The sequence below is a fragment of the Rhodococcoides corynebacterioides NBRC 14404 genome (assembly GCF_001894765.1).
In the GTDB taxonomy this organism is placed as follows: domain Bacteria; phylum Actinomycetota; class Actinomycetes; order Mycobacteriales; family Mycobacteriaceae; genus Rhodococcoides; species Rhodococcoides corynebacterioides.
The window spans coordinates 82,213-104,699 of record NZ_BCWV01000002.1 but is presented as its reverse complement, the minus strand read 5'-3'; the positions used below and the strand labels follow the sequence as shown (position 1 = coordinate 104,699).

General features: G+C 68.1%; 24 protein-coding genes. 14 read left to right on the top strand and 10 right to left on the bottom strand.

The features are described 5' to 3' along the window. The first annotated feature begins 25 nt into the window (after positions 1–25). From RC2_RS01785 to RC2_RS01770, 4 genes are read left to right on the top strand one after another with little or no spacing between them, the layout of a single operon-like run. On the top strand, positions 26–1,585 hold the full coding sequence (locus tag RC2_RS01785; RefSeq protein ID WP_082895505.1) for a flavin-containing monooxygenase: 1,560 nt from the start codon (positions 26–28) through the stop codon (positions 1,583–1,585). Then, positions 1,578–2,477: an SDR family NAD(P)-dependent oxidoreductase gene (locus RC2_RS01780; RefSeq protein WP_068148142.1), complete on the top strand. Its 900-nt coding sequence runs from the start codon at positions 1,578–1,580 to the stop codon at positions 2,475–2,477. The genes RC2_RS01785 and RC2_RS01780 overlap by 8 nt, the downstream gene beginning before the upstream one ends. Beyond that, complete coding sequence (locus RC2_RS01775; protein ID WP_139277243.1) at positions 2,474–3,394, top strand: alpha/beta hydrolase; 921 nt, start codon at positions 2,474–2,476, stop codon at positions 3,392–3,394. Before RC2_RS01780 ends, RC2_RS01775 begins: the two co-directional genes overlap by 4 nt. After that, positions 3,391–4,647, top strand: coding sequence for an MFS transporter (locus tag RC2_RS01770; RefSeq protein WP_068148147.1), 1,257 nt, complete (start codon positions 3,391–3,393; stop codon positions 4,645–4,647). The genes RC2_RS01775 and RC2_RS01770 overlap by 4 nt, the downstream gene beginning before the upstream one ends. A gap of 69 nt (positions 4,648–4,716) precedes the next feature. On the opposite strand, the gene RC2_RS01765 is transcribed toward RC2_RS01770, so the two are convergent. Next, positions 4,717–6,354 (bottom strand): MFS transporter, encoded by a 1,638-nt coding sequence (locus tag RC2_RS01765; RefSeq protein ID WP_068148384.1) that lies wholly within the window; start codon positions 6,352–6,354, stop codon positions 4,717–4,719. Positions 6,355–6,437: 83 nt separating this feature from the next. Here RC2_RS01765 and RC2_RS01760 point away from each other — a divergent pair, with 83 nt between their 5' ends. The 3 genes from RC2_RS01760 to RC2_RS01750 all read left to right on the top strand — a co-directional run bounded on the left by RC2_RS01760 (position 6,438) and on the right by RC2_RS01750 (position 7,873). Next, positions 6,438–7,079 (top strand): TetR/AcrR family transcriptional regulator, encoded by a 642-nt coding sequence (locus RC2_RS01760; RefSeq protein WP_169818376.1) that lies wholly within the window; start codon positions 6,438–6,440, stop codon positions 7,077–7,079. A gap of 95 nt (positions 7,080–7,174) precedes the next feature. Then, positions 7,175–7,666: a hypothetical protein gene (locus RC2_RS01755; RefSeq protein ID WP_068148154.1), complete on the top strand. Its 492-nt coding sequence runs from the start codon at positions 7,175–7,177 to the stop codon at positions 7,664–7,666. Positions 7,667–7,672: 6 nt separating this feature from the next. Beyond that, positions 7,673–7,873 carry a helix-turn-helix transcriptional regulator gene (locus RC2_RS01750; protein ID WP_068148157.1) on the top strand — a complete coding sequence of 67 codons (201 nt, stop codon included), beginning with the start codon at positions 7,673–7,675 and terminating at the stop codon, positions 7,871–7,873. A gap of 97 nt (positions 7,874–7,970) precedes the next feature. On the opposite strand, the gene RC2_RS01745 is transcribed toward RC2_RS01750, so the two are convergent. Next, a complete protein-coding gene (locus tag RC2_RS01745; RefSeq protein ID WP_068148160.1) occupies positions 7,971–9,242 on the bottom strand; it encodes an amidohydrolase in 1,272 nt (423 codons plus the stop codon). Positions 9,243–9,539: 297 nt separating this feature from the next. Here RC2_RS01745 and RC2_RS01740 point away from each other — a divergent pair, with 297 nt between their 5' ends. Continuing rightward, complete coding sequence (locus RC2_RS01740; protein ID WP_211266800.1) at positions 9,540–10,391, top strand: endo alpha-1,4 polygalactosaminidase; 852 nt, start codon at positions 9,540–9,542, stop codon at positions 10,389–10,391. Between the two features lie 61 nt (positions 10,392–10,452). Here RC2_RS01740 and RC2_RS01735 read toward each other — a convergent pair whose 3' ends face one another. Next, positions 10,453–10,992, bottom strand: coding sequence for a TetR/AcrR family transcriptional regulator (locus tag RC2_RS01735; RefSeq protein ID WP_068148166.1), 540 nt, complete (start codon positions 10,990–10,992; stop codon positions 10,453–10,455). Positions 10,993–11,084: 92 nt separating this feature from the next. Between RC2_RS01735 and RC2_RS01730 the strand changes: the two genes are divergently transcribed. From RC2_RS01730 to RC2_RS01710, 5 genes are all read left to right on the top strand, one after another. After that, complete coding sequence (locus RC2_RS01730) at positions 11,085–12,647, top strand: MFS transporter (RefSeq protein WP_068148168.1); 1,563 nt, start codon at positions 11,085–11,087, stop codon at positions 12,645–12,647. A 58-nt stretch (positions 12,648–12,705) separates the two neighbouring features. Continuing rightward, a complete protein-coding gene (locus RC2_RS01725; protein WP_068148171.1) occupies positions 12,706–13,266 on the top strand; it encodes a peroxidase-related enzyme in 561 nt (186 codons plus the stop codon). Positions 13,267–13,358: 92 nt separating this feature from the next. After that, complete coding sequence (locus tag RC2_RS01720; RefSeq protein WP_082895487.1) at positions 13,359–13,847, top strand: hypothetical protein; 489 nt, start codon at positions 13,359–13,361, stop codon at positions 13,845–13,847. Between the two features lie 6 nt (positions 13,848–13,853). Next, positions 13,854–14,060: a helix-turn-helix transcriptional regulator gene (locus tag RC2_RS01715; RefSeq protein WP_068148175.1), complete on the top strand. Its 207-nt coding sequence runs from the start codon at positions 13,854–13,856 to the stop codon at positions 14,058–14,060. 185 nt (positions 14,061–14,245) lie between these two features. Continuing rightward, positions 14,246–15,226, top strand: a complete 981-nt coding sequence (locus RC2_RS01710; protein ID WP_068148177.1) for an Acg family FMN-binding oxidoreductase — start codon at positions 14,246–14,248, stop codon at positions 15,224–15,226. A 52-nt stretch (positions 15,227–15,278) separates the two neighbouring features. On the opposite strand, the gene RC2_RS01705 is transcribed toward RC2_RS01710, so the two are convergent. The 4 genes from RC2_RS01705 to RC2_RS18835 all read right to left on the bottom strand — a co-directional run bounded on the left by RC2_RS01705 (position 15,279) and on the right by RC2_RS18835 (position 18,866). Further along, a complete protein-coding gene (locus RC2_RS01705) occupies positions 15,279–15,806 on the bottom strand; it encodes a GNAT family N-acetyltransferase (RefSeq protein WP_068148180.1) in 528 nt (175 codons plus the stop codon). A 42-nt stretch (positions 15,807–15,848) separates the two neighbouring features. Then, positions 15,849–16,715 (bottom strand): universal stress protein, encoded by an 867-nt coding sequence (locus RC2_RS01700; protein WP_068148183.1) that lies wholly within the window; start codon positions 16,713–16,715, stop codon positions 15,849–15,851. Then, a complete protein-coding gene (locus tag RC2_RS01695) occupies positions 16,712–18,313 on the bottom strand; it encodes a bifunctional aminoglycoside phosphotransferase/ATP-binding protein (protein ID WP_139277242.1) in 1,602 nt (533 codons plus the stop codon). Before RC2_RS01695 ends, RC2_RS01700 begins: the two co-directional genes overlap by 4 nt. Before the next feature lie 331 nt (positions 18,314–18,644). Continuing rightward, a complete protein-coding gene (locus RC2_RS18835; RefSeq protein WP_156509734.1) occupies positions 18,645–18,866 on the bottom strand; it encodes a hypothetical protein in 222 nt (73 codons plus the stop codon). 346 nt (positions 18,867–19,212) lie between these two features. Here RC2_RS18835 and RC2_RS01685 point away from each other — a divergent pair, with 346 nt between their 5' ends. Next, on the top strand, positions 19,213–19,854 hold the full coding sequence (locus tag RC2_RS01685; RefSeq protein WP_068148191.1) for a response regulator transcription factor: 642 nt from the start codon (positions 19,213–19,215) through the stop codon (positions 19,852–19,854). Positions 19,855–19,886: 32 nt separating this feature from the next. Here RC2_RS01685 and RC2_RS01680 read toward each other — a convergent pair whose 3' ends face one another. The 3 genes from RC2_RS01680 to RC2_RS19140 all read right to left on the bottom strand — a co-directional run bounded on the left by RC2_RS01680 (position 19,887) and on the right by RC2_RS19140 (position 22,014). Further along, the gene (locus RC2_RS01680) at positions 19,887–20,762 is read right to left on the bottom strand and encodes a slipin family protein (RefSeq protein ID WP_068148194.1); all 876 of its coding nucleotides are present in this window, start codon (positions 20,760–20,762) and stop codon (positions 19,887–19,889) included. A 369-nt stretch (positions 20,763–21,131) separates the two neighbouring features. Continuing rightward, the gene (locus tag RC2_RS19145) at positions 21,132–21,710 is read right to left on the bottom strand and encodes a P-type ATPase actuator domain-containing protein (protein ID WP_068148196.1); all 579 of its coding nucleotides are present in this window, start codon (positions 21,708–21,710) and stop codon (positions 21,132–21,134) included. Next, entirely contained in the window at positions 21,691–22,014 is a 324-nt protein-coding gene (locus tag RC2_RS19140) for a cation-transporting P-type ATPase (protein ID WP_245810918.1), read from the bottom strand. The genes RC2_RS19145 and RC2_RS19140 overlap by 20 nt, the downstream gene beginning before the upstream one ends. Between the last annotated feature and the right edge of the window lie 473 nt (positions 22,015–22,487).

The following is a 22,487-nucleotide window of genomic DNA, read 5'->3' as shown; positions in this document are numbered from 1 at the left end:
CGAGACCACCGCAAAGGACATGTTCATGACCGTCGAGAATCCACCGCTCGTTGCCCGTGAGATCGACCGAACGCCCGTGGTCGACGTCGTCGTCATCGGGGCGGGTCTTTCCGGTGTCGGCGCAGCCTGCCAACTGACCAGGGAGAGACCGGGGAGTACCTACGTTCTCCTGGAGGCGCGCGATGCGTCGGGTGGAACGTGGGATCTGTTCCGCTATCCCGGAGTGCGATCCGACTCCGACATGTACACCCTGGGGTACTCGTTCCGGCCGTGGAGCGATCCCCGAACGATCGCCGACGGCCCGTCCATACTCCGATACGTGCGGGACACCGCCGCGGCGTACGGCGTCGAGAAGCACATTCGGTACGGGCACCGCGCGCAGTCGGCGTCGTGGGACAGCGTCACGGGCTTGTGGACCGTACGCGCCACCACGACGGGACCCACCGGGAGCGAGACGACGGTGTCGTTCCGGTGCCGCTGGCTCTCGGTGTGCACGGGCTACTACCGCTACGACCGGGCCCACCGCCCGACCTTCGCCGACGAGGACGTCTTCACCGGGCGCATCGTCTCACCACAGCATTGGCCGGCCGATCTCGACTGGACGGGCAGCCGGGTCACGGTCGTCGGCAGCGGTGCCACCGCGGTGACTCTCGTCCCCACTCTCGCCGCCGACGCGGCGCACGTGACGATGCTCCAACGCACGCCGACCTACATCGTGTCCCTGCCCGGCACGGATCCGCTGGCGACGCTCCTGCATCGACTGCCTCTGCCCGACAAGGCGGTCAGCCGAATCATGTTCTGGAAGAACGTCGTCGGGAACGTTCTCTCGTTCGAAGTGGCACAGCGGTGGCCCGCTCTCGCCAAGTGGACGATCCGCCGGGACCTCGAGAAGCAGCTCGGTGGCCACCTGGACGTCGACGAGCACTTCTCACCCCCGTACGACCCGTGGGACCAACGCGTGTGCGTGGTACCGGACGGCGACCTGTTCACGGCCATCCGGGAGAAGCGGGCGTCCGTGGTGACCGACACCATCGAGCGCTTCGTACCCGACGGAATTCTCACGACCTCGGGTCGGGTCATCGAGACCGACATCGTGGTCGCCGCCACCGGTCTGGAGATGATGCCCTGGGGCGGACTGGACGTCACGGTGGACGGTCGGCCCGTCTCACTACCCGATTCGGCGGTCTACAAGGGCATGCTGGTCTCGGGCGTGCCCAATCTGAACTTCGTGATGGGGTACACGAACAACTCCTGGACCCTCAAGGCCGACCTGGTCAGCAAGACCGTCGCACGACTGCTCGTGCACTTCGACACCCACGGCGTCGATCGGGTGGTTCCCCGAGCACCGGCCGACCTGCGCCGACGGCCCTTCGTCGATCTGAGGTCGGGTTACGTCCAGCGAGGCATCGCGGCGTTTCCCCACCAGGGTGACCGCGCGCCGTGGCGCCTGCATCAGAACTACCTGCGCGACATCGGCGTCTTCCGCCGCGGCTTCGCTGCGGATCCCGCGCTGCACTTCGGCAGCGGCCCGACCTCGATCACCCCCACCACGACCCACGCCCTTGCGGAGGAAACCCATGTCTGAGTTCGATTTCCGAGGAACTGCCGTCGTCACCGGAGCGGCCGGCGGCATCGGACGAGCACTCGCTCGCCGTCTCGCCTCGCGTGGGAGCGCACTGGTGTTGGTGGACCGCGACGCCGCCGGCCTGGATGCGCTGGCGGCGGAACTGACCACTCGCCATCCGGGACGCGAGATCACCTCGTACACGGTGGATCTGAGCGAGTCGGACAGTGTCCACCGCCTCGGTCGAACACTGGCCGAGGCGCATCCCGGAATCCGGTTGCTGGTCAACAACGCCGGGGTGGCACTCAGCGGCTCGTTCGAGCAGTGTTCCAAGGAGGACGTCGACTGGCTTCTCGCCGTCAACCTCCTGGCACCGATCGACCTCGTGCGAGAGTTGCTTCCGACGCTGCGACGCAACAGCGGGTCGCACATCGTGAACGTCTCCAGCGTCTTCGGATTGGTGGCCCCGGCGGGGAATGTCGCGTACTCGGCCAGCAAGTTCGGCATCCGCGGCTTCACCGAAGCCCTCGGCGCCGAGCTCGCGCCGGCGGGAATCGGAGTGACGTCCGTACACCCCGGTGGCATCAGGACCGGCATCGCGTTGTCGGCACGCCTCGGCACCAACATGACCGACGACGAACGAGCACGCGCGGCAGAGGCGAACGTCGAATTCGACAAGGTCCTCTCGATCGCCCCGGAGCGAGCCGCGGACATCGTCATGGCGGGAATCGCACGGCGCCGACCACGGGTACTCATCGGCGCGAGTGCGACGGTGCCCGACATCGTCGCTCGTGTCTTTCCCACCCGGTACCACCGCGTCGTGGAGTGGATCGAGACCGCGGCACGAGTGCTGCCGGCTCGGGGGACGATCGACGCGGCAACCGACGCACCGCGATCCGCGGCCGTCCGATGATCGAACCACGGGTTCCCATCGCCCCCGATGTCGCCGAGCTCCTCCCCCAGCTCGAGCCGGCGCGACGGAGCAGCACCGAGCCCGACCGCCAGCGAGCCGACTACCGCGACTACGTGACCATGTTCCGGCAGGAACCGGGCGACTTCACGGGAACCGTTGTCGACGAGGTCGTTCCGTCGCCCGAGCACGATGTTCCGGTCCGGCGGTACACGCCGAGCGACCCGCGGCACCGCGGCCACGTGCTGGTGTATCTGCACGGTGGGGGGTGGGTGCTCGGCGATCTCGACACGCACGATGCGTTCCCGCGTCTCGTCGCGGAACGCACCGGGCTCGAGGTGGTCTCGGTGGGTTACCGACTCGCCCCGGAGCACCCCTACCCCGCGCCCTGGAACGACTGTGCCGCCGTGGTGAGCCACGTCGGCGCGACGGCCGAGTGGATCGCGCTGTGCGGCGACAGCGCAGGAGGAAACCTCGCCGCATCGATCGCTGCGACCACCTCCGTCGATGCTCAGGTTCTGATCTATCCCGGCCTGGCAGTTCCGAATTCGGACGACCGATCGCTGGACGGTCGCGGACTCGATCGCGACGACATCGACTACTTCTGGGCCGTCTACCGCGGCGACCGGACGCCGGATGCGCGTCTCGCTCCGCTCCTGAACCCGCATCCGCTGTCGGCGCCGCCGACTCTGCTGACCACCGCCGGCCACGATCCGCTGCGACCCGACGGCCTGGAGTACGTCCGCAGACTCGCCGAGTCCGACGTGGCGGTGACCTACCTCCCGCACCCGAACCTGGTGCACGGCTGGCTCGAACTCGCCGACGGGGTGCCGAGCGCCCGCGCGGCGAGGGACGAGGTGATCGACGCGATCGCCGAACTGCACCGCAGAACCACCGCTCACGAAGTCTCCCGACGATGACCGATCTGGTGCGGACGCCGTCGAGGACGGCCGGCAGCGTGGGCGCTCGGTGGTGCTGGACCTTCGGCCTGGTGTGGACCGGTGTCTGGATGGCTCAGCTGACCCCGTTCCAGTTCGTTCTCCCCTTGCAGATCGCCGCCGCCACGACGCCGGGCACGGACGTCGACTGGCTGACCGGCGTCGTCGACTTCGGGGCGGTGTCCGGCATCTCGGCGCTCTGCATGGCACTGGGACTGCCCGCCGCCGGAGCACTCAGCGACCGCACTCACGGTCCGTTCGGTCGTCGTCGACCGTGGATCGCGATCGGCGTCATCGTGTTCGCCGCGGCGCTCGTGATGCTCGCGGGACAACGCAGCGTCGTCGGAATCGCGGTGTGGTGGTGCATTGCGATGCTGGGATTCAGCGCCGTCACGGCGGCGCTGACGGCGTTGATCAAGGATCGCGTCCCCCACCGCCAACGCGGAACCGTCGCGGGGGTGATGTCGATGGCTCAGGCCGTCGGCCTCATCGTCGGCCTGGGATCGGTGGCGGTGCTGACCTTGACCGCACCCGTCGCCTATCCGCTCCTCGCCGTGCTGCTGTGCGTCTGCGCGGCGCCGTTCGTGCTGTCGTCGAGGACCGAGCCCGCGGCACCGCGACGACAGGTCGTGGTCGACCGGAACGCTCCGACCACGCGGCAGTTGTTGAGGGTCCACGATTTTCGGTGGGCCATGATCGGCCGTGTCACCGTGAATCTCGGGAACGCTCTGGCCACGAGCTTGCTGATCTTCTTCATCCAGTTCGACCTGGGCCTGGCGAATCCGAACACTGCGCTCCTGAGCATGACCGTCGCGTACATCGCCAGCGTCCTCAGCGTGTCCGTGCTGTGCGGATGGCTGTCCGACAGAGTCGGGCGCCGGAAGCCGTTCATCGTCGCCTCCGCCGCTGTCCAGGCCACCGCCGCGGTCATCCTGATGTGCTCCGACACCGTGATGTCGGCGGTCGCGGCCATCGCCGTGATCGGCGCGGGATACGGGTGCTACATGGGAGTCGATCAGGCACTCGGGGCCGATGTACTTCCCGACGCCGAGAACAGCGGTAAGGAGTTGGGAATCATGAACGTGGCGCTCACCGTCCCCCCGGCCGTCAGCCCGCTGCTCGGCACCGGTCTCGTCGCCGTGTTCGCCGGCAGTTTCGACGTCCTGTTCGCCGTCTCCGGAGTGCTCATCGTCGCCGGAGGGCTGGCGGTCCTCCGCGTGCGATCCGTTCGCTGACACCACGATCGGTCGAGTGTCGGAGCGACCCGGCACGAACGCCGCGCCGCTCCGGCACTCGACCACCGACTACCGACTCGGGCTGCGTACCGGTGCGGTCGCGGTCTCCGTCGGGTCGGGCGCCGACGTCGGTGGCCGCCGGCGGGCCGGGATCACCAGCGCGACAGCGACGCAGCCGACGATCAGGACGGCGCCCGCCACGGCGCTCGCGGTGCCGACCGCCGCGGCGAACGAGTCGACGACGGCAACCCGCAGATCGTCGGCCAGTGCCGGGGAGGTCGCCGCCACGTCCGTCGCGACGGCGGATCCGGCGCCCACCGATTCGGACGCCATCGACGTCGCCTCGGCGATGGCGGCGGTGACCTCGGGCGGCTGCCCCGAGACCCCGTCGGCGACCGCGGTGACTCTGTCGGACATACCATTCCGGTATTCCGCGGCGAGGACCGAGCCGATCACGGCGATGCCGAGCGACCCACCCAGTTCGATCGACGTGTCGGTCACACCACCGGCCGCGCCGAGCTCGGACTCGCCGAAGCCGCCCATGATGGCGTCCGTCGCCGGCGGGTCCGCCAGGCCCATGCCCAGACCCATCGCCACCAAGGCGACGAGGAAGTGGTCGTACTCCGACCCCGCGTCCACGGTGGTCAGCACGAACGCACCGATCGCTGCCAGCGCCATGCCGGCCGGAATCACGACGCGAAGCCCGACTCGCGTCGCCAGGGGGCTACTGACGACCGAACCGATCATGACCGCGAACGCCAGCGGAAGCAGTCGAAGCCCGGTCTCGAGCGCGCCGTACCCGAACACCGACTGGAAGTGCTGCGCGACGAAGTAGATGACACCGAACGCCGCGAGGAACAGCATCAGCACGGCCAGTGTCGCGCCACCGACGGTTCTGTCGGTGATGCGCCGGATGTTCAGCAGGGGCGCAGGGTGCCGACGTTCCCAGACGACGAACGCGATCGCCGCGGCCACCGCCACGATCGACAGAACGGTCGGCGATCCTGCCCAGCCGGAATGGAATCCGTCGATCACGGCGTAGACGAGCGAGCCGACGGTGATCACGGACAGTGCACCGCCCACCCAGTCGATCGGGGACCGGGCGGTGGACCGGCTGACGGGCAGCAGCCACAAGGCGGCGAGGACGGCGACCACCACGATCGGCACGTTCACCAGGAAGGTGCTCCCCCACTCGGTGACCTCGAGCAGCGCGCCGGACAGCAACGGACCCACGGCGATCGCCAGTCCGGACGTCGCCGCCCAGAGCGAGATCGCCCGTGCGCGTTCGTGCCGCGGGAAGATCGCCACCAGCAGAGCGAGGGTCGCCGGCATGATGACGGCCGCGCCGACACCCATGACCAGACGGGCCGCGACGACACCTGCGGTGGTGTCGGCGACGGCACCGACGATCGCCCCGGCTCCGAACAGGGTCAGCCCGCCGACGAGGGCGTGGCGGCGGCCGACGCGATCGCCGATTGCTCCGCAGAGCAGCATCAACGCAGCACAGGGCACGGTGTACGCGTCGACGACCCATTGCATACCGCTGCTGCTCAGCCCGAGATCACGCGTCATCGACGGCAGAGCGACGATCAACGACGTGTTGGCCATGACCACCACCAGCAGGCTGACGCACAGCACCCCCAGGCCCCACCACCGGCGTGGATCGACCGCCCGGCCCTCCCTCGTGACTTCCGCATTCGTGGACATCGGCGCTCCCTCCGCATTGACTTGCACAACAGTGTGCAAGTTAGACGGTTGCACAACAGTGTGCAAGTAGGGATGATCAGGTGGTGACGGACAACTCCACCGCGGGCACCGCCAGGCGCGGATCCACGTCGAAACGGCAGATCGTGATCGACACGGCCATCGACGTCCTCGGGCGTCAGCCGGACGCGAGCATCGCGGACATCGCGGCCGCGGGAGGAATAGCTCGGCGCACCATCTACGGCCACTTCCCGACCCGGCACGATCTGATCGTGGGCATCGCAGAATCGGCCGCCGCGGACCTGACCGCGATCATTCCTCCCCGTGCGGCGCTGCCCGCGGAACCTGACCGCGCGGTCGCGGCTCTCGCGATGATCACCTGGCCCGTCGCGGGCCGCTACCGGGCACTGCTCGGCATCGGGCGCCAGGAACTGGGCGACGATCGCGTGCTGGAACTGTTGGCTCCCGGCCGCGACCTGTCGCTCGCTCTCGTCGAGGCCGGGCAACGGTCGGGGGTGTTCCCGGCCTACCTGCCGCCCAGCACCATCGTGTCGTTGACCGACGGGGCGACGCTCGGGCTGCTCGCCGACGCGGACGCCGGGAACTCGGCCGACCCGGCGCGCGATGTCGCCGTCGTGGCCCTGGTCATCGCCGGGCTGGGCGCGACCGACGCCATCGCCGTGGTCGATGCGGTCACGGCCGACGGATCGACCCCGCGTTCCGGATGATTCCGGTCGCCGAACGACCTTGTGTCAAGCACGCTTGACATGCAACACTGACGGCCAGCGTCAAGCACACTTGACACCGAGCGAGGAGTGCCGCCGTGGACAACGATCCGGGAACCGACGCGACGTCCACCGCCGACGTCTCGCGAAGCCGTTGGGGCCGAACGACTGTCGGCACGAAGAACGTGTCCGCCCTGCTGGTCGCGATTCCGATCGGCGTCGTCGTGGCGGTGGTCGTCGCGACTGTCGTCGTGGCCACCGGCACCGTCGGCACTCCTGCGGTCGTCGGAGGGCTCGCGACGGCATTCGCCTTCGGGTGGGCCGCGGCCGCCCTGGCCTGGGTGCTGACGGTCGACCGGAACACGCTCGACGGCGCTCCGCGCGATCCCGAGCGCTCGATCGAGAGCGTCTGGCACGACCGCGCGGCGAGCGGTGCGTTCAGGGACGTCCTGCTCGTGACCGGTACGGCGACGACGGTGGTGGCGCTGACCGGATTCGAGATGCCCACCGCCGTGGCACTCGCGTCGGTGGTGGCCCTGGCCATGGGCTCGTTCGGCCTGCGGTACGTCGTTCTGCAGCGGCGAGGCTGACGCGGAGTGCGGAACCGCCTGCCCGAACTACGGCGAGAGCGCACCTGGTCGCAGCAGCAGTTGGCCGACGTACTCGGCGTCTCGCGCCAGACCGTCATCTCCATCGAGCGCGGGCGCTTCGACCCCTCCCTTCCCTTGGCGTTCCGTCTGGCTCGCGTCTTCGAGTGCCCCATCGAGGCCGTCTTCGACGACGCCGAATCCACGTAGGTGTAGTCGACCACCGTCCGCGGCGCCGACCCCGGCCTCGAACCCATCGTCGACGGAGCCGAAACGGCGTCACGGGAAGGGTTCTCGTCTCGAACGCCTACCTGTCGGCGTCGCCGAGCCACGCCAGACCGGCGACCACGAGTGCAGCCGTACCCGTGTCCAGCGTCGGCTGGATCACCGGCGCGAAGTTCGCGGCGTGATTGACAGGGATGTCCGATCCGACGGTCCCTTTCTCCACGGCGGACTGGTAGAGGTCGGCGTCGATGCCCCCGAGTCCCCAGTAGGTGTACGGCACACCGAGCGCGACCGGGATGTCGCTGAAATCCTCACTGGCGGACTGCGGCGCCATCTCGACCACAGCGTCACCGAAATGGTCCGCGAACGCCGCCGCGACGCGGTCCGTCGTCGCGTCGTCGTTCTCGGTGAGGGGAAACGAGTCGAACAGCTCGAAGTCCGGCCGACGCGGCGATCCCGACGCTTCGCATTCCGCGACCACGATCCGCTCGATGGCGGACAGCACGGCGCTGCGCACTGCGTCGGTGTACGTACGGATGTTCAGCTCCAACACGGCGTGATCGCTGATGACGTTGCTCTTCGACCCCGCCCGCACGCTCCCGACGGTGACCACCGCCGTCTCGGTCGGTGCGATCTCGCGCGACACGATGGTCTGCAGCCTGATCACGATCATCGCCGCGAGCACGACGGGATCGACAGCGGCCTGCGGCATGGAGCCGTGGGACCCGCGGCCGTACACCGTGATGCGCATACTGTCGGCAGCTGAGAGCACCGCTCCCCGACGGGTGCCCAGCCGTCCCGCCGGCGCAGGAAGGACGTGCTGCGCGAGCGCCACGTCCACCGGCGGAAGCAGCTCCCGCAGTCCGCCGTCGACCATGCTCTTCGCACCGACGGCGGTCTCCTCGGCCGGCTGAAACACGGCGACCACGGTTCCGCTCCACGCGTCCCGCTCGGCCGAGAACAGCGCCGCCGCACCCAGCAGACAGGCGACGTGGACGTCGTGACCGCAGGCGTGCATCACCGGCACGGACTCACCGTCGTCGTCGGTCGTCGTGACGGAACTGGCGTAGTCCAACCCGGTGGCCTCCCGGACCGGAAGCGCGTCCATGTCCGCGCGCAGGAGCACGGTCGGGCCGTCACCGTTGCGCAGAACCCCGATCAGTCCGGTGCCGCCGATGTTCTCGGTGACCTCGAGGCCGTCGCGGCGGAGTCGGTCCGCCACGAGGCCCGCTGTCCTGGTCTCCCGGCCCGACAGTTCGGGGTGGGCGTGCAGGTCACGGTAGAGATCCTCCTGCCAGGCCCGCACGTCGTCCAATCCCCGCAGAACATCGGCTGCACTCACGGTCTCGACCATACGGTCGACCGTCGCATCTCATCCACGGCGCGTCGACGAAGGCGATACGCCGTACTTGCGGCGATACGCGGCGGCGATCTGGGCGACATCGCAGGCGGTCCCATCGCGGGCGCCGGTCGCCGCAGGAACCCGCGAGTGCAGCGACCCGAGATTAGACTCCCACCGTCATCGGAGGGTCCAGCAGACCGCGCGTCTGCATCGGTCGCCAGAGAGCAGCTCGAGGCGGGGCATCCGAACCGAATGCGAGGCGCTGTGCTCCGGCCCTTCTCCCGTGCTGTCCTTCTCGTCTCCGCCTGCATGCTCGTCGCGGTCTCGGGGTGTTCCCGCGGAGTCGACGCGGACACCGCACCGGACGACGACACCGTCACCGCGACGGGAACCACCAGCACCTCGGCTGCTGCTGCCGGCACCGGCGGCGTCGTTCTCCCGCTCCCCGGTTCCCCGTTCGACTACCAACTCGGCGGCGGGTATCCCCCGCCGCCCGGCGTGACGGTGGTCGCCCGCGACCGCACCGATAGACCCGCGGACGCCGGGTACGACATCTGCTACGTCAACGGCTTCCAGACCCAACCCGCGGAGTCTGCGTCCTTCGCCGCCGCGAATCCCGATCTGGTGCTGCGCGTCGACGGCGATCCGCTGGTGGACTCGGGGTGGCCGGACGAGTACCTGTACGACACCTCCACCGACGCCAAGCGTTCCGCCCTCGCGGCCGTCGTCGCACCGTGGATCGAGCGATGCAGGACCGACGGCTACGAGGCGGTGGAGATCGACAACCTCGACTCCTACACCCGCTCGAACGACATGCTCGGTGTCGACGACAACCTCGCGCTGGCTCGACTCTTCGCCGCGACGGCCCACCGGGCCGGCCTGGCCATCGCCCAGAAGAACACGGCCGACCGGGCGGGCGAGCTCCGCAGCGCGGGATACGACTTCGCGATCACCGAGTCCTGCATCGAGTTCGAGGAATGCGCCGACTACACCGAGCACTACGACGTCGTCCTGGACATCGAGTACACCGACGAGCTGGGTCGTGACTCCTTCGACAGGGCGTGCGCGGACACGGACCCTGCGCTCTCGGTGATCCTGCGCGATCACGACCTCGTGAAGCCCGACGACGAGGCCTACGTCTTCGACAGCTGCCGCTCCTGACTGCCCTGTGTCGTGGACTGTCGGCTCCTCGGTCGAAAGCTGACCGTCCACTTTCCACACGTCAGAATCGAGCGTCGACGAGCCTCTGCGCGACCTCGACGAGCGCGTCGATGTTGTCGGGGGGCCGGCCGTACGGTCCGGTCGAGGCCGCGGCGAAGTAGAGGCCGTCCCCCATGAGAAGGACGGCCTCCGCCACGGCAGGATCGGCGATCTGCTCGTTCAACACGTCGAGCCAAGATTGCCGGATCCGCGCGAGGGTCTGCTGCGCGACCGCATTCGACCCTTGACTGAGGCGCATGGTGGCCACCACGGCGCGGTCGACGGGAGTGTCGTGGAACGTCGAGGTGCGGAGGTGATAGACCGCAGCGCCCTCTGGGTGCGCTCGCATCCGTCGGACGTCCTCGGCCGCCAGTTCCTCGACCACCCCCATCAGTCCGTCCACCAGGGCTTCCTTGTTGGGAAAGTGGTACATCAGGCCGCCCTTCGAGATGCCGGCCGCCGCCGCGACCGCGTCGAGGGTCGCAGCCTTCTCACCTTGTTCGAGGACGAGTTTGACGAAGGCGTTCAGCGACTTCTCGCGCGCGACGGGAGGAGGGGGCACGGGGCGATGGTACGGGTCGGATCGAGTCGGCCTCGTTACTGCGCCATCCAGTCGGTACAGTAACGATCACACCCACTCACCGAGGACGGCACATGTCAGAACTCACCCATCCCCCGACCGAGACCCGGCAACCCCGGGGCAGAACAGCCGGACCGCGCGAATGGTCCGCACTCGCCGTCCTGATGCTTCCCGTGCTGATCATCGCCATCGACAACACGGTGCTGTCCTTTGCCCTGCCGTCGATTGCAGAATCGCTGCAACCTACTGGGACGCAACAACTCTGGATCATCGATGCCTACCCGCTGGTTCTGGCAGGGCTCCTCGTCGCGATGGGGAGCCTGGGCGATCGCATCGGACGGCGACGACTGCTTCTCGTCGGCGCGACCGGCTTCGCCGCCGTATCCGTCGTCGCGGCCTACTCCCAGTCCGCCGAGATGCTGATCGCAGCACGCGTCGGCCTCGGCCTGTTCGGTGCCACCTTGATGCCCGCGACCCTGTCTCTGCTGCGCAATCTGTTCACCGATCGATCCGAGCGCCGCCTGGCCATCGCGATCTGGTCCGCCTCCATCGGTGCGGGAGCCGCCATGGGACCGGTCGTCGGCGGGTTTCTGCTGGAGCACTTCTGGTGGGGCTCGGTGTTCCTGTTCGCGGTCCCCCTTCTCGTTCCCCTGTTGCTGCTCGCACCCGCTCTGGTGCCCGAATCCAAGGATCCGCACCCCGCACGTGTCGACGCGGTCAGCATCGCCCTGTCCCTGCTCGCGCTGACCCCGATCGTGTACGCGATCAAGGACTCGGCGAACGGCGGAAGTTGGTCGGGAACCGCCGTGCCCGCAGTGATCGGCGCGCTGGCCGTGTGGCTGTTCGTCCGCCGTCAGCTCCGACGGCCCGACCCCATGTTCGACGTCCGCCTGTTCACCGTGCCCGCGTTCGCCGGCGCCGTGGTGGTCAACCTGCTCTCGATCTTCGCGCTCGTCGGATTCCTGTACTTCGTTTCGCAACACCTCCAGCTCGTCGTCGGGCTGGGCCCCATGCAGGCAGGGCTTCGCCTGGTGCCGGGCATCCTGGCGATGATCGCCGCCGGTCTCTTGGCGGTGCTCCTGGCGCGGGTACTGCGGCCGGCGGTGATCATCTCCGCAGGAATGACCCTGGCGGCGCTCGGGTACGGAACGATCGCGGTGTTCGCCGAGCCGACAGCGGTGTGGCCCTTCGTGATCGCGTTCGCTGTCCTCGGTGGAGGTATCGGAGTGGCCGAGACCATTTCCAACGACATGATCCTGTCGACGGCTCCTCCGGAGAAGGCCGGTGCAGCGGCCGCGATCTCGGAGACGGCCTACGAGATCGGCGCCGTCACCGGCACATCGGTACTCGGCGCGATCCTGTTGGCGAAGTACCGCGCCGACGTCGTCACGCCCGACAGCGCCGGGCTGGACACGTCCGCGGCGAGTGAGACTCTCGGTGGCGCCCGCACCGTGGCGGACCGACTGCCGACCGCCCTGGCCGACGGACTGCTCGACTCGGCAGCGAACGCCTTCACCGGCGGGGTGGTCCTCACGTCTGCCGTCGCGGCATGCCTGATGGTCGTGGCCGGCGGCGCCGCGTGGCTGATCATGCGGGCAATCCCCGCCGGCCAACGCGACGATGCCGGCGAGCGCTGAGACGGCTGTTCTACCGTTCACGGACACAGTGCCCCGACGTCGCACCACCGGAGGTCCCATGAACGAGAGCCGTTTCCCCCTGACCGAGATCGGCGAACTTCCCGCGGACCTCCGGGAGCGGATCGACCCGATCGTCGAGAAATCGGGGTTCGTGCCCAACATCTTTCGCGCGCTCGGCCACCGACCGAACGAGATGCGAGCATTCTTCGACTATCACGATCTTCTGATGGATCAGCCCGGGCCGCTCACCAAGGCCGAGCGAGAACTGGTCGTGGTGGCCTCCTCCGGGGCCAACCGATGCGTGTACTGCGTGGTCGCCCACGGCGCCATCCTCCGGGTACGGACGAAGGATCCTCATATCGCCGACCGGGTCGCCACCAATCCGGAGCAGGCGCGATTGACCGATCGGGAGCGCGCCATCGTCGATGTGGCGCTCGCTCTGACCAGGACACCGGAACGCTTCTCCGACAACGACGTCGACGCCGCTCGCGCAGCCGGTCTCTCGAACGAGGAGATCTGGGACGTGGGTGCGATCACGGCGTTCTTCGCCGCGTCGAACCGTCTCGCACATCTGACCGGGGTCGTGCCCAACGCCGAGTTCCACACGATGGGCCGGTGAGCTCGACGCCGTCCCCTTGTGTCAAGCACGCTTGACATGCGACCCTGTCGGCACGCGTCGAGCACACGTGACACCGAGCGAAGGGAACCGCCGTGGACGATCCGGGAATCGACACCGCATCGACAGCTGACGCATCGCGAAGTCGCTGGGGCCGAACGACGGTCGGCTCCCATCACCTGTCCGCCCTGTGGCTGGCGGTTCCCATCGGTGTCGTCGTCGCAGTGGTCGTCGCGGTCGTCGTCGTGGACACCGGTTCCATCGGCACTCCCGCCGGCGTCGGACAGCTCGCCATGGCGTTCGCCTTCGGCTGGGCCGCAGCCGGCCTGGCCTGGGTGCTGACGGTCGACCGGAACACGCTCGACGGCGCTCCGCGCGATCCCGAGAGGTCGATCGAGAGCGTCTGGCACGACCGCGCGGCGAGCGGAGCGTTCACCGACGTCTTGCTCGTCACTGGAACGGCGGCGACCGTGGTGTCACTGACCGGATTCGACATGCCCGCCTCCGTGGCGCTCGCGTCGGTGCTCGTCGTGGCCATGGGCTCGTTCGGGCTGCGGTACCTCGTCCTGCGGCGGCGAGGCTGACGCGGGGTGCGGAACCGCCTACCCGAGCTCCGGCGCGAGCGCGCCTGGTCGCAGCAGCAGTTGGCCGACGTGCTCGGCGTCTCGCGCCAGACCGTCATCTCCATCGAGCGGGGGCGCTTCGACCCCTCGCTTCCCCTGGCATTCCGTCTCGCTCGCGTCTTCGAGTGTCCGATCGAGGCGATCTTCGACGACGCCGACCACTCGGACGCGTGACGCCCGACGAGACCGTACGGCACGCGGACGCTGCACGAGAGCGCCCGGAGACCTGCGACCGACGACCTCGGGACCGAAGTCCCTCGCCGACGACGGCGGACGGCGACCACGATGTCTTTCATGACTACGTCGGAGCGGGCAGCGTCTCGGTCGGATCGCCGGCGCACCCGCGATGGAGAACGACGATGAACGTGGTACCCGACCGCTCCTCGATTCGAGCCTTCGTCGACCTGGCATCCCGTGCTCCGTCCGTGCACAACACTCAGCCGTGGCGGTGGGTATTCGACGGGGGAACTCTGGCTCTCCACGCGGATGTCGGACGCGCGCTGCCTGTGGTCGACCCGAACGGACGACAAGTGGTGATCAGTTGCGGTGCTGCACTGCACCATCTCACGACAGTGGCTCGTGCCTTCAGATGGAACTCCACTGTCGCGGTGTCACGCTCGACGCGTGCGGGAGATCCACTGGCTCGGGTGGCGTTCACGCCGGGCGCTCGCCCGCAGTCACCCGATTTCGCATTGCTCGAGGCGGTCACCCGGCGTCGGTCGGATCGACGGTCCTTCGGTGCGGTTCCGCACAACAGCACGGTGACGGACGTCATCGGCGAGATCGCGAGGAGCTTCGGGGTTGTCGTCACCGCGTTACCCGCCGACACTCACGAGGCTCTCGCAGCGGCATCGCACCACAGTGCGGCAGTGCGTCGCTACGACTGGACCTATCAGGCCGAACTGCGTTGGTGGGCCGGCCACTCCTTCGTCGGCAACGGCATCCCCGCCGAGAGTCGGTGGATCGAGTCGGAAATGCCGGACACGACGACGGGGCGGGTGTTTCCACCGGGGCGTGCGACAGTATCGTCCGACGCGGGGCCGTCCGGGCCGGACCGGGCGCTCGTGGTGGTGATCGGAACCGCAGCCGACAACCGGTACGAGTGGGTTCAGAGCGGACGTGCTCTGTCCGCTGTCGTCCTGGAGATGACCGCGCTGGGTTTGGCCACCTGCCCGTTGACACATCTGACCGAAGAGACCGCAAGTCGCGCTGTCGTCGACCGGCTCAGCGGCTCGGATGCCCTCTCGCAGATCCTGATTCGAATCGGTACTGCTCCTGCCGGGTCGGGCGCGGGACCGACACCCCGGCGTCCGGTATCCGAGGTCCTGACGGGCGCGTGAACAATTCCGACGATCGCCCCCGAGAATCCCCGGCGGGACGGAAGCCCCACGATCAGGAGAGCGCAGTCGACGGGGACGAGCCCGGCGACGTCCCGGTCGAGTCACCGTCGTCGTCGGTCACCGGAGTGGCCGCGGCGATGTCGACATCGACGATGGGCCCGTCGAACACCAGGTGGGCCCGGCCGTCCTCCCGCAGCACGCGCAGCATCATGGTGTTCTCGGCGAGAACCTCTGCGTCGATGCGAGTGATACCACGCTCTGCGGCGACGTCCAGAGCCCGGCAGAGAAGTTCGGTGGCCACGCCGTGTCGACGCTCGTGTTCGTCGACCACCAACGCCACCTCCGCGCTGGAGTGGGCGCCGTCGGAGTCGGTCGACGTGCACCCGATGACGCCGACCAGCGTTCGTCCGCGGAACGCGCCCAGAGCGAACCGATCGGCGGTCGGATGACACAGGCGGTCGAGATATCGGTCGAGGTGCGCAGGTCGGGGGCCGAAGAACCGAAGATAGTTGTCGCGCGGCGACAATCCGCTGTACAAGGCGGCGACGGCGTCTCGATCCGCGGGTCCGAGCTCATGCACGCGCCACCTGTGTGTGCTCGCGTGGAATGGGGACGGCACGACTCACCGGACGACGAGAACACTGCAGTGCGCGTGATGCACGACGTTCTGACTGACCGACCCGAGGATCATGCCGGTCACCTTTCCTCGGCCCCGGCTTCCCACCACGATCAGTTGCGACGAGCTCGACAGCGAACGAAGTCCCGCCGCAGGCGACGAGCTCGAACTCGAGACGGTGACGTGCACGTCGGGAAACTTGTCCTGCACGGGGCGGACACGGTCGTGTACCCAGCGCCGCTCCTCGCGATCGATGCGTTCCCAATCCGCGTAGCCGGCCCCCATCCCGGCACCGACGGTCACCCCGACACCCCAGAAGTGGGCGACCAGGAGGTGGACGTGCACCGTCGCGGCGAACTCGAAGGCGGCGAGCACTGCGCGGTCGGACTCGGGTGAGCCGTCGTAGCCGACGACCACGGGGAGTCCTTCGTCCGACCCGTCGCCCTCGTGTCGGCGGATCATCACCGGGCACCGAGCGTGCCGCAGGACGCGGATGGTCCGACCGCCCAGTACGAGGTCGCGGACGGGTCCGGTGCGGACCGATCCGAGAACCACCAGTGAGGACTCGATCCCGGTGAGGTAGCTCGCGACGGGAGTTTCGGTGCACACTCGTTCGACGGTCGCCGATGGATCGACCTCGACGATCGCGTCCACCGCGGCGTCCAGGTGGCGCCGACCCAGAGCGTGGAATTCGTCGCGCAAGGACTGTTCGGGCACGTAGTCCACGCGGCCGAGATACCACTCCGAGTCGGGCATGGAATGCACCACCCGCAGCGGAGTGTGCGTCACGCGCGCGTACGCGGCGGCCCACCGTGCAGCCTCGAGGGCGCCGTCGGATCCATCGATACCGACGGTGATGGGTGCGGGGGTCATGGCTCGCTCCGTTCGCTCGTGGTCGTGCCGGAAACCTGCGGGCGGATGTACCCGGGGTCGTCGCGCACGTGCAGCCAGTGGCCCTGGGCCCGCACGACGACCGCGGACGGCGAATCGTCGGTGTCGAGCACGACAGCGCCGGCCCTGTCGTGCGCCCCGTGTCGACGTGCTCGGTCGGCCAGGTCCTCGTAGACGGCGGCGTCCGCATCGGAGTGGCCACCCGTGCGGCGCGCGAGTCGTGCCAGTGCGACGTCACGGGACACCGCACAGTCGAGATGCAGGAACCGGCTGTGGGTGCGGTCGGCGATCTGCGAGGCGCGGGCGAGATAGTGGGGTTCGACGAACGTCGCGTCCAGGATCACCGAGGTTCCGGCTGCGAGCAGTGCTCGGGCCCGTCGAAACATCTCCGCGTAGGTGCGCGCGGTGAAACTCGTGCTGTAGAGACCGAGACCCACGGAAGCTCGGCACGGTACGTCGGGTGGCAGTCCGGCGAGCTCCTTGCGCACGACATCGGACGAGACGACGACCGCGTCGATTCGGTCGGCCAATCCCGTTGCCACGGTGGATTTCCCGGAACCGGGCAAGCCCCCGACCACGAGAAGACCGACGGTGCCCGCACGCAGGTGATCGAGTGCCAGAGCACGGTGGGCGTGCACGGACGCGGCGGCGGACGGGTCGTTCTGCTCGGCCGCGAGGCAGTCGACTTTCGCGCGCATGAACGCCCGGTAGGCGATGTAATGATGGACCAGCGAGTGCGGGGCGTCGTCACGACGGATCTCTCGATAGGTGCGGAGGAGCCGTTCGGCGAGACCGGGGCGGTGGTGGAGCTCGAGATCCATTGCCAACGAAGCGATGTCGTCGATTCCGTCCACGAAGCGCAATTCGTCCGAGAAATCGAGGCAATCGAGGATTCTCGGCCCGTCCGCGAGGACGAAGATGTCGTCCGCCAGCAGGTCACCGTGTCCGTCGACGATGCGACCGTCTCGAAGCCGTTCCTCGAACAGTGCCCCGCGGCCGTCGAGATACGTGTCGACGCGGGAGGCCACCTCGTCGAGCTCGAGGTCGGAGACGAGGCCGGCAGCGTGGGTGGCCGTCTCGGCGAGGTTGTGCCGCCACCGAGTTCGGAGAGAGTCCAGCCGACCGCACGACGTGATCCGCTCGGTTCGCGCAGAAGCGCCGTGAACGGCTGCGACCGCGTGGGCGATGCCGTCCACGGCATCGGTGAGATCGTCTCCCGATTGCGCGCATGTGCTCAACCGCCGTGCGGCCGGGAGCCGGTGCATCACCACCACCGGCTCACCCATACCCCCGTAGGGATCGGTCACCTCGGCGACACCTCGATAGACATCGGGGGCGAAGCGACTGTTGAGGGCGACCTCGCGGGTGCATGCCTCCCACCGTGATGCGAGAGTGGAGAAGTCGAGAAACTCCGTGCGGACGGGCTTCTTGAGCTTGTACACCGTCCTGCCCAACGCCACGACGTACGCAGTGGGCGTCTCTCGGAGGTCGGCCCTCTCGTCGCCCTCGGCGGACGGCGCCGTGCGGGGCGTCGGGCGCATCTCCCGCTCGGTGGTCGGCGGACTGTCATCTGTCGTCACGGACACGGCCGACCTCCTCGGCTGACGGGGTTCACGCGCCGGGACCGTCGGCGCCGTGATCGCCTCCAAATCTAGGAAGGAGCCGCGGGTCGCACTGCATCCGAAGGTCCCGGGTCGGGGGTGTCGGACGGCCCCGGGCGGTGTCGTCTCGGCGTCAGGCATTCTGCGTGACTGCCCCGCGCGGCCGTCGTGGCCGCACCACGGACCCTCGCCACGATCGGCTGCTTCAGCAGAAGTATCACGTCGAGAACACATTTCAGCAGCACTGCCGTCAGCAGGGTCAGCGTGAACGTCTCGCTGACCACGCCCGGGAGATATTCCACGAACAGGTTCAGCACGACCACGTAGATCGCCGCGCTGCTCGATACGCCACCGCGGCGCCGGCGAAGAACACCACTGCGGCGCCGCCGACGAGTGCTCCGGCCCGCAGCAGTCCCGAGGCCGCGACGGTGAGCGTCACTCCGACAGCGGCGACCGCGATCAGGAAGAGCGCCTCTGCCACGATGTCCTCGAGTTCCGTGCGAATCGCACTGTCGACATGGTGTGCAGCCATCGCCATCCTCCGTCCGGTCGGCGCCGGGCGTTCCACGGGTCGTACCGACGGGTGTCGACCCTCCGGCCACGGCCATCATTCACTCGGCTCTGCCATCGTGCGATGGCGCCCGATACGCCGACCAGGGCCTTCGTACCCGCATCGCCATCGACCTGTGCCCTCGTCCGCGACGGCGTCGACAGCGCCGCCGGGGGGCGACGCCCCCCCCCGACACGGAGGACCAAAGACCCGAGATGCCGCGTCCTCTGTCGAAGACCGGGGCAGACCCCTACACTTGCCCCCATCACATGGTGATCTCTCACTCGAGGAGTGCCACATGGTGATCTCTCACTCGAGGAGTGCGTTGATGGTGACCGTCTTCCTTGTCGATGATCACGAGATCGTCCGTCGGGGCCTGATCGACGTGATCGAGACGGACCCGCGACTGACCGTCGTCGGCGAGGCCGATTCGTGCTCGCACGCGCTCGCTCGCATTCCGGCCGTGCGGCCCGATGTCGCCGTTCTCGACGTGCGGCTTCCCGATGGCAACGGAGTCGAATTGTGCCGCGATCTCAGAAGCGCGATGCCCGGTCTCGCGTGCCTGATGTTGACGGCCTTCACCGAGGACGAGGCGATGCTCGCTGCCATCCTCGCGGGCGCGAGCGGGTACGTGGTCAAGGACATCAAGGGCCTGGAACTGACCAAGGCAATCAACGCCGTCGGTTCCGGGCGTTCGCTCCTCGACGAGCGGGCCGCGGCCGCCCTGATGTCCAAGCTTCGTGAACCGGAAGAGCCGGAGCCCGCCGAGCAACTCACCGAGCAGGAGCGCGTTCTGTTGGGTCTGCTGGGAGAGGGCCTGACCAATCGCCAGATCGCCGCGCGAATGTTCCTGGCCGAGAAGACCATCAAGAATTACGTGTCGCGGTTGCTCGCCAAACTCGGTATGGAGCGACGCACTCAGGCCGCGGTGTATGCGACCGAACTACGCAACGCCGCCCACCGAGCGTGACACACGTCCGGCACCGTGCCGGGCCACCCACGTCACCGTGTTCTCTCCAACTCGGGCGGTTCCGGTACCCACGACCGCTGACCGGTCGGGTACTCCTCCGACGGCACCGCTCCGGCATCCTTCGCCGACCGCGCCGCCGCGTTCGTCTCCTTCGCGACGAAGGCCTCCATGTCCGAGATCGCACTGATCAATGGAGCGGGGAACACCACGGTGGTGTTCTTCTCCACCCCGATCTCCATCAGTGTCTGGAGGTTGCGTAGTTGCAGCGCGATCGGATGCGCTGCCATGGTGTCCGCGGCCTTTCCGAGGGAGGCTGCGGCCAAGGACTCCCCCTCGGCGGCGATGATCTTCGCACGCTTCTCCCGCTCGGCTTCGGCCTCACGCGCCATGGCCCTCTTCATGCTGTCCGGGAGCTGAATGTCCTTCAGTTCCACCAAGGTGACGTCGATCCCCCACTCGAGGGTCGTTGTGTCGAGCATCCGTCGTATGTCGGTGTTGATGGCATCGGTGTCGGCGAGAGCCTGGTCCAGAGAATGCAGACCGACCACCTTGCGCAACGTCGTCTGTGCGATCTGATCGATGGCGGCCCGGACGTTCTCGATCGCGACGACGGACTTGACCGCATCCACCACCCGGTAATAGGCGACCGCCGAGATGTCCACGCTGACGTTGTCGCGAGTGATGATTCCCTGCGACTGGATCGGCATGGTCACCACACGCAGTGACACCTTCACCATGCGATCGACGACGGGCACGATGAACCGCAGACCCGGTTCCCTGAGACCGACCACTCGTCCGAACCGCATCAGCACGCCGCGCTCGTACTGCACGACGACACGTATGGACAGTGCAGCCAGCAGCACGACGGCGACCGCCGAGACGATGAGCCAGATCGACGTGGTGGACATCGGAACTCCTCGGGTCGGGGACGGCACTCCGGGATCGAATTCTGCGCCGCGCACCGTCCGACGGGTGAGAGGCAGAGGTCCTCGTCTCCCTGCCGACATGTGTCCTTGTGCTCTGACCTCGGTCGTCACGCACTGGCACAGTGCAGAGGAATACGCGATCGGAGCAGAAACCATGAATCACCCTCTGCTGGAGGACGACACGATCGTGCGCGCTGTCGCTTCGGCCCTGCGCGCTCCGTCCGTTCACAATTCGCAACCCTGGCGATGGCGCACCGCTGCGGACCGAATCGATCTGTTCACCGACCCCCACCGACAGCTCCTCCGTGCGGATCCGGACGGTAGAGACATGACCGGTCTTGTCGGTGCAGATCACCGTTGTCGACCCCAGCGTCTCCACTGCGGACAGTTTTTCACGACGGCACCGCTGCGGGCCAGAAGTCGAACCCCCATGGCGAGTGCGAGGGTGATGGTGGGGAGGAGGCCCTCGGGTACGTTCGCGACGAGTAGCCCGATCGCGAAGGTGACCGAGTCCTTCAGAGACAGACCCGCGAGGAGCGACCCGAGTGGGATGAACGCGAGACCCAGAATCGCCGCCACGAGAGCGATGAGCCACGCGACCCGCTTCACCTGTTGCTCGAGAGGACTGCTCTCCCGAGTGATGCGCTGCGACAGCGCTGCGATGCGGCCGAGCTCCGTGTGCATTCCCGTGGCGAAGACCACGGCGGTGGCGTGACCAGCGAACACCGTCGTACCACCGAACACGATGTCGGTAGCCGTGATCAGAGCCCCACGCACCGCGTCGGCCGACGACGCTTCTCGGCGCCCCGGTGCGGATTCCCCTGTCAGGGCCGACATGTCGACGTCCACCGATCCGTCGATCAGACGTGCGTCCGCCGGCACCGCGTCGCCCTCGTCCAGAATCACGACGTCACCCGGGACGAGTTCCACTCACCCACGCGAGTGCCGCCGCGATCCACAGCAACAGAGCCAGCGGATGGGTCGTCTGTCGAACGAGTCGTCGCGGCCACCCCTCCCCGCGACGGCGCTCGATCGTGTTGGGGCCAAACACGATCCGCCGCCGCTCGGCTTCGACGTCGGACAATCCGGTCGGGCCGGACCGAAGCTCCTCGAGCAGTCCGGCGACGGCAGCCCGTGGGTCCACGCCGAGGTCCGTACGGTCCCCTTGCCCCCTGTCTTCCTCCGAGCTGTGGCGCCGAGAGCGAAACGCATGTGTCGAGCGTGGCGAGCTCATGGATGTCGCCCGAACTCGGTCTCGTCCCCGCACTCCCGCCCGATGGAATCGGCCCACCGATCGATGTCCGACCAGTCGCGTCCGTCCCCGTACCGTCCGCCCATGACTCGAAATGCGATGCGCCCGAGACCGGGCCAGTCTCCGGGTGCGACGACCCCGGCGAAGTACCGGTGATCGACGACGGTGGCCGCGCTGTCCCGCAACCGTACGACGTCGGTCGGTTCCGGCCGGCGACGTGAGAGGTACCGCGACAGTGTGCGAGGCAGGAGCGAGCTCGTCTCACCGATGGTCGCGACGGAGAACGTCCAGATTCGTCTGCCCGTCGAGACGGAGCGATGCGGACCAGCGCGTGCGTCGCATCGCTCAGCCATTCACCGGAGTGGATCGCGGAGCCGAGGACCAGATCCCGGTGAGCTCCCACGTCGGTGAGATCCACCAACTGCACCAGCGTGACCGCCACGCCCCCGGCGTCG